At 42.7% G+C, this 7,192-nt stretch carries 5 protein-coding genes; all 5 read left to right on the top strand.

All coding sequences use genetic code 11. The features are described from left to right. Positions 1–1,904 (top strand): RagB/SusD family nutrient uptake outer membrane protein (locus tag WKF69_RS14450; protein ID WP_340382781.1); only part of this gene is annotated, 1,904 nt, incomplete at its 5' end. 31 nt (positions 1,905–1,935) lie between these two features. Further along, complete coding sequence (locus WKF69_RS14445) at positions 1,936–2,340, top strand: hypothetical protein (RefSeq protein ID WP_340382780.1); 405 nt, start codon at positions 1,936–1,938, stop codon at positions 2,338–2,340. 15 nt (positions 2,341–2,355) lie between these two features. After that, on the top strand, positions 2,356–3,348 hold the full coding sequence (locus WKF69_RS14440; protein WP_340382779.1) for a DUF4466 family protein: 993 nt from the start codon (positions 2,356–2,358) through the stop codon (positions 3,346–3,348). An 11-nt stretch (positions 3,349–3,359) separates the two neighbouring features. Then, on the top strand, positions 3,360–5,249 hold the full coding sequence (locus WKF69_RS14435) for a heparinase II/III family protein (protein ID WP_340382778.1): 1,890 nt from the start codon (positions 3,360–3,362) through the stop codon (positions 5,247–5,249). A gap of 528 nt (positions 5,250–5,777) precedes the next feature. Next, positions 5,778–7,151, top strand: coding sequence for a BNR-4 repeat-containing protein (locus tag WKF69_RS14430; RefSeq protein ID WP_340382777.1), 1,374 nt, complete (start codon positions 5,778–5,780; stop codon positions 7,149–7,151). Positions 7,152–7,192: the final 41 nt, after the last annotated feature.

The raw sequence follows: 7,192 nt of genomic DNA, 5'->3' as shown, positions 1-7,192 counted from the left end.
TACGTTTTAACAGCTGTTCAAATTCATGTACTCAGCCAAAAAATATAATTGAAATGAAACTTAATACAAAAATTTTATTCATAAGCCTTATCATCGGATTGATGATATTCCAAAGCTCCTGCAAGAAGGATCTTCTTGAGCAGGAGCCGACTACCGATCTGGCTACGGAAGCTTTCTGGAAAACAGAAGAGGATGCTACTATTGCTTTGATGGGTGCTTATGCGGCAACCCGGGCTGTTTTTGATCGTGATTATTATTTTGACGGGAATGGAGAATACACCCGGGTTCGGGGCACCAGCGGTACCAGTGGAAATATATTGCGTGGAGATGCCTATCAGGGAGCTAGTTTTGGCCCGTCGGGATATGGAGGTGGTTTTGATAAGTACTACCGTTACCTGTATGGGGCTGTTAACCGCACAAACTATGTTATCGAGAATGTTAACAAAAGAATGATTCCCACGGCTCAGGGAGCGACACTTACCAAGCTGGAAGGCATTATAGCTGAAGCTCGTCTGTTACGTGGCATGTCTTACTTCCGCCTGATTTCTATGTGGGGGGATGTTCCTTATATTTCTAAGGTGATTAATGACAACTCTGAAGTGTCAGGCCTTGCCCGCCTTCCCATTGGGCAGGTGAGAGACTCTATTATGGCTGATTTTACGTATGCGTTTGAAAAATTACCCGTCAAAGGTGTCGCATTAGGTCGCGTAAGCAAACCCGCCGCACTCGCATTTCGTGGAAAATTACATCTGTTCTGGGGGAGTTGGAAGAAAAATGGCTGGCCTGAACTGAAAGGATTTGAGCAGAACAGTGCAGAAGCAACTGCTTCTTTTACAGCAGCTGCTGCGGATTTTAAAAAGGTAATAAACGAGTATGGCTTAACACTTTATAAAAATGGTGACCCGGGACAGATTGATCCATTGGGGAAAGCCGATATTCTGCCTAATTATTTCGAATTATTTACTCCTAAAGCCAATGGCAACCCTGAAATGATCATGGCTTTTACGCACATGGGTATACCTGCAAATCCTTCGCAGGGGGAAGAATTAATGCGTGATTTTTCGGGCCGTACCATTGAAGGCTCACAATGCTGGATTTCCCCGCGTTATGAATTGGCAGACCGGTATCAATTAATTACTACGGGCGATTTTGCTCCTAAAATGATCCAGTTAAACCCTACTACCAATCCCGCGGCAAGAACTACGCTTAATTCGGCTGTAAACCCGAATACCTATGCCAACAGGGATTACCGGATGAAATCTACCATTCTATGGGATTTTGAAATGATCATCGGATTAGCCGCTTTGAAATCTACCGGTTTCTCTCCTTTTATCTATCAGACCTGGGCAGCAAATGTTACCATTAACGGGGAAAAATTTATTAGTTACAATACAGATGGTTCTAACTCCGGATACATCTTTCGTAAATTTGTAAGAAACTATGAAGGTCTGGGAAGAAGCGAAGGTGATTACTACTTTCCGGTGATGCGCCTGGCAGATGTTTACCTGATGTATGCTGAGGCTACCAATGAAGTTAGCGGTCCGCAGGCAGATGCGATTGCTTTGCTTAACACCATCAGACGCCGGGGTAACCTTCCGGCTTTAGGCCCTGCTAAATTTGCCGGTAAGCAGGCCTTTTTCGATGCTATTGAGCAGGAGCGTATTGTTGAACTGGTGGGTGAAGGACAAAGAGGATTTGATCTGCGCCGCTGGAGGGCTATCGAAAAAATTTGGGGCGGCCCCGGTAGTGCCGGAGTGTGGCGTCAAGATACCTGGGGAGCCAACCAGGAACGCTTTTACCAGAACACAGCTGATCGGACTTATCAGCAAAATTATATTTTCAGGATCCCGCCCGGAGAGCGTGATCGTAATCCAAATTTAACACAGAACGAACCTTGGTTTTAATTCATTTTAATTGAACACATTTAAACATATTATGATGAAAAAATATTTTCAGACAGCATTTCTATTCCTGCTCATTGCCCTGGTAATTACAGCCTGTGAGAAAGATATACCAGTGGATGAAGACGGATTGCTGATTACGACTCGTACAGAATGTGCTGTTGTTAATTTTGAACTATTAGGTAGCGATTTCGTAACCGTTAGGTCGAAAGTTCCTGTAATTGATACCCTTGCACAAACTGTGCAGGTGGAAGTTCTTTTTGGTACAGATCTAAAGAACGTATATCCGCAGTTCACCTTGTCTTCAGACTGTAAATTAGACCCCAAAATTGTAGGCAAGGTGGATCTCTCTGATCTGTCAAATCCAAAAGTCTATACTGTTATCTCGGGTAACCGCAACATCAGGAAACCCTATAAGCTCATCATCAAATACCAATAATAATCGCACAAAATCATGATGAAATCTATATTCAATTCAAGGAACAAATCAGCTCTCGTAGCCATACTACTCATTTTGGGCCTGGCTTCGTGTCAGGAAAAAGAATATGAAAATCCGGAGCCTGTATCGGAGCTAACCAATGATTGTATTAAAAGAACTCTGGGTCCCAATATCATTGGTTTGCCTATCGAATTTGCCTATGCCATGGCTCTTCCAAAAGCTAAGGGTAAATTACTTAGTGCAAAGGTAGAAGCGTCTATTGCCGGTGCTCCGGGTACTTTCCTGGAACACCGGTCGTTTAATACCAATTCCAGCGGACAGGATGTACCCGTGCTGGTAGGCAGCCCTTCAGTGAAAGATGGCAACTTTACAAAGGTCACGTTTACGGTAGATACAAATGCCGCTACCCTGAGGTACTTTTACGTGGTTCCTGAAGAAGCAAGGGGCAAATCTGTGTCGTTTACCTTTTCTGCGACCAGCAGCGATGGCGGTTCGGTTTCTTATAAGTTAGGACCTTATAATGTCTCTAAAATGGACATTAAGCGTAATATCGCTGTCTCAAATAACAGTAGTGCTTACATCTCTGTCGAGGATATGGCGGTTTACACTGCTGCTACTGCAGCTTCTGTTGCCGGGAAAATAGACCTGGTTTACCTGTTCGGCACAACGCCTGCAACTATTAGCCATGCGTTAGTATCTCCCGGCTCAAATCCTATTTATTTGCCCGGAGTAGTATTGCCTGCGGGAGTAAACAGAAAGTCCAAATTAAGAAAGGTATTCAACCTGCAGGATAGAAACCTGGCCCAGCTGCAATTTGGAATCTATGTAGACGACAAAGATTTCCAGGAAATCAATTTATCGGATGCACCGGATTATGCCATAGGACTGAGAGCCGAAGCCGGAGTCTGGGTAGAAACACAGGGTGGAAAATACCGGGCATATATCTATATAAATTCTGTTAACGCTAATGGTAGTGCTGTTATAAGTATTCTGAGATATACTATTTAAACCTTATTAAAATGAAATTAAAAAGCGTATTCGTTTATCTGCTAACACTACTATTTTTAAACCTGAATGATACTTATGCACAGGCGGATCATATAGGTACGGCATACAAGTTCCCGGGCCATCCCAGAATATTAATGTTAGCAGGCGAAGAGGCAGTAATTAAAAATACCATAGCCAAAGACAAAACATGGGGCAATGTACATCAGGCAATCCTGGCAGAATCTGATAAGATTGTAAGTCTCCCCCCGGTAGAAAGAATCCTTACCGGCCGCCGCTTATTAGGAAAGTCAAGAGAAGCATTACGTCGTTTATTTTTTCTTTCCTACTCCTACCGTACCACAGCAAAGAATGAATACTTGAAACGTGCAGAAAAAGAACTTCTTGCTATCTCCGCATTCAGCGACTGGAACCCATCTCATTTTTTGGATGTTGGTGAAATGACCATGGCTGCAGCTATCGGTTACGACTGGCTTCACGCCAAGCTTCCCGAAGCAACCCGGAATATCGTCAGAGAAGCTATTTTGAAAAAAGGATTGGAGCCTTCTTTCAATCCCAAACACAATAGTTGGCTCAAAGCTGAACACAACTGGAACCAGGTATGCAATGCAGGCATGACCTATGGCGCCATGGCTATTTATGAAGATGAGCCTGTTATTGCGAAGCAAATAATTAACCGGGCTATCGAAAGCATGGTATTGCCTATGAAAGATTACTCGCCCGATGGTGCTTATCCTGAAGGTTATGGCTATTGGGGATATGGCACAAGCTTTAATGTGATGTTTATTAGCGCCATCGAAAAGTTATTTGGAAAGGATTTTGGATTGAGCGAAATGCCAGGATTTTTGAAGACTGCTTCCTACATGGAAAACATGACCGGTCCGTCCTCGAAACCATTCAACTACTCGGATGCAGGATCCAACGGAGGCATTCATCCAGCGATGTTCTGGTTTGCTAACAAAATAAAAGATCCTTCCGTTCTATGGGTGGAGAAAAATTATCTGACTAAGATCAGTCGGGAATCGCTGGTTAATGACAGACTGCTGCCGGCCATAATGCTGTGGAGCGGCGGTATAAGTATTGATAAAATCACACCTCCGGAATCTACTGTCTGGTTGGGAAAAGGCAAAGTACCCGTAGCAATGATGCGTACCAACTGGACAGATAGCAATGCGGTTTACGTCGGATTGAAAGGCGGATCTGTTTCTGTAAATCATGCTCATATGGATATCGGATCATTTATTATGGAAGCCGACGGACAAAGATGGGCAATGGATTTTGGAATGCAGGACTATGAATCGCTGGAATCAAAAGGCATACAGCTTTTTGGGAGAACACAGGACGCCCAAAGATGGACAGTTTTCCGATTAACTAACCTGGTTCATAACACCCTTACGATAGATAATCAGCATCAGGATGTAAAAGGTTTTGCACCTATTACTGCCTGGGGAGAACGCCGCGGGTTTAAGAATGCCGTTACCGATATGACAGAAGTATATAAGGGTCAGGTTGCTAAGGCTGTCCGCGGAATTGCCATAGTTGATGAAAGTTACGTATTGGTCCGGGATGAAATTGAGTCGCTCAACAAAGAAACAACCATCCGCTGGACGATGCTCACTCCGGCAAATGTTAAAATTATCGGAAGCCATAAAGCAGAGCTAAGCAAGAATGGTAAAACGTTGATGCTTCAGGTGAAAGGGTCCGGAAAAATCAAGATGCAGACATGGTCAACAGATCCGCCCAATTCATACGACGCTCCCAACCCCGGTACTACGCTGGTAGGCTTTACTGTAACACTGCCCGCAAATTCAAAAACTGCTTTTGATGTTTCCCTTGTACCGGGAAGTCATGGTAAAAAGAAAATCAAAAAAACGGCAGCGTTGGATATGTGGAATGGGAAGTAGGACCTATATATTATTTCATTCGCTGATGCAGATGTGATAATACATTGGGGGAGATTCAGCCTGCCTGCGGTTGCAGATATGGTTGTGCATTCTGGAGATTCCAGCGTTCGCTCAATGTCATTAAGTTAAGGGACGGGAGGTTCTGGCTTTCGCCAGAATGACAAGACATAGAGAGGTATTGGGGAGATTCCAGCCTTCGCTGGAATCTGAGTAATCTTCATTGTCTCATTACTGAGTTTTTGCGTCACCTCGGCGAGATTGTTTATTGGAACAATAACAAGTTGCGATTCCAGCGCAGGCTGGAATCTCCTATTTTTCCAAAAAAGTTGTCATTCCCGCGAAGGCGGGAACCTAAATATGACGTATTAATGTTAGTGGTATAAGCTTAACTTAATGACATTGAGCTTTCGCTGACAAGCGTCTAGGGGAAATTTTAGGAGATTCCAGCCAGCCTGAAGGTAGGCAGGCCTTGGCTGGAATCGTCGTAAGATATTCAATACAGATGGAACACTTGTTTGATTTTATACCGTGTACAAGCATTATCTAATTCTTATTTCTTTAATCCTGTATACAAGTAACATTCTTGCCCAGAATAGCAGGGCAAATGGGTATAAAGGAATATGGTTTACTTTAGGTCAGTATTCAGCTTACGGGGATAAATATTCAGGAGGATTGGGAACATATACTTCCAGCCATACACCAATAGCCATCTACAGCAAGCCAGTAAATAAAACTTTTTTTGTTTACGGAGGCACTACCCAACAAGACGAAAAGCATTTGCTAATAATGATCTCTTTTTTTGATCATAAAAAAAAGATAGTGCCCAAGCCTGTTATTGTCTATGATAAAAAGAACACAGATGATCCTCATGACAATGCTTCGCTATCTATAGATGACAAGGGTTATATATGGGTTTTTGTAAGTGGAAGAAATACAGTAAGACCGGGCTTAATCTTTAAAAGCAGCACGCCTTACCAGATAGACAAGTTCGAGCAAATTTTAACCGGGGAAATGACCTATCCGCAACCCTGGTTTGTAAAAGATAAAGGCTTTGTTTACTTGTTTACAAAATATACAAAAGGAAGAGAATTATACTGGACCACTAGTAAAGGCGGTGATATATGGGAACCAGAGCAAAAACTTGCCGGCATGGGCGGCCATTATCAAATATCAAACATTAAGGATGGAAAACTGGTAACTGCTTTTAATTATCATCCCGGAGGTGATGTGAATAAACGGACAAATATTTACCTGCTGCAAACGGATGATATGGGCAAAACATGGAAGAACATACATGGAGAAATCATGCCAACGCCCTTAATAAATAAGCAAAGTAAAGCACTGGTAAAGGATTATGAGTCTGAAAGAAAATTAGTTTACCTGAATGATCTCAATTTTGATGAGCAGGGTAATCCGGTTATACTTACCGTAGTAAGCACAGGCTTTGAACCCGGCCCCAAAAGCGATCCACGTGACTGGATGATTATTCACTGGAAAAACGGGCAGTGGAATTTTCATAAAGTAAGTTCTTCAACCCATAATTATGATATGGGTTCTTTATATATCGACAAAAAAACCTGGCAAATTGTTGGGCCCACGGAGCCAGGACCACAAAAGTATGGCGCTGGTGGAGAAATCGCCTTATGGGAAAGCAAAGACGAAGGCTTAACCTGGATTAAAAAAAGGCGGGTAACGCAAAACAGCATCCGTAATCATACTTATGTAAGAAGGCCATTAAATGCACAGAATGAATTTTATGCTTTTTGGGCCGATGGAAACACCGACGCATTTTCAGAATCAGTGCTATATTATAGCAACAAAAAAGGAAAAGTGCGGATATTACCCTACCAAATGGATAAGGATTTTGAAAAGCCGCTGCAACTTAAAGTTAATCATAGGTAAAGAATATTTTTTACGAAACCGGCATTAAAGAAGAAGTATGG

Source organism: Daejeonella sp. (genome assembly GCF_037719425.1).
In the GTDB taxonomy this organism is placed as follows: Bacteria; Bacteroidota; Bacteroidia; order Sphingobacteriales; family Sphingobacteriaceae; genus Daejeonella.
This window is presented reverse-complemented; position numbering and strand designations above follow the sequence as displayed.